Source organism: Enterobacter sp. K16B (assembly GCF_020216105.1).
GTDB lineage: Bacteria > Pseudomonadota > Gammaproteobacteria > Enterobacterales > Enterobacteriaceae > Enterobacter > Enterobacter sichuanensis.
In genome coordinates, this window is the sequence record NZ_JAIWJZ010000194.1 from 1 (window position 1) to 347 (window position 347).

The following is a 347-nucleotide window of genomic DNA, read 5'->3' on the forward strand; positions in this document are numbered from 1 at the left end:
GCTACCTAAATAGCTTTCGGGGAGAACCAGCTATCTCCCGGTTTGATTGGCCTTTCACCCCCAGCCACAAGTCATCCGCTAATTTTTCAACATTAGTCGGTTCGGTCCTCCAGTTAGTGTTACCCAACCTTCAACCTGCCCATGGCTAGATCACCGGGTTTCGGGTCTATACCCTGCAACTTAACGCCCAGTTAAGACTCGGTTTCCCTTCGGCTCCCCTATACGGTTAACCTTGCTACAGAATATAAGTCGCTGACCCATTATACAAAAGGTACGCAGTCACACCCGAAGGTGCTCCCACTGCTTGTACGTACACGGTTTCAGGTTCTTTTTCACTCCCCTCGCCG

At 50.7% G+C, this 347-nt stretch carries 1 rRNA gene; it reads right to left on the reverse strand.

Annotation, left to right across the window (positions count from 1 at the left end):
- A 23S ribosomal RNA gene (locus tag LDK53_RS22610) occupies window positions 1-347 on the reverse strand; the annotation flags it as partial.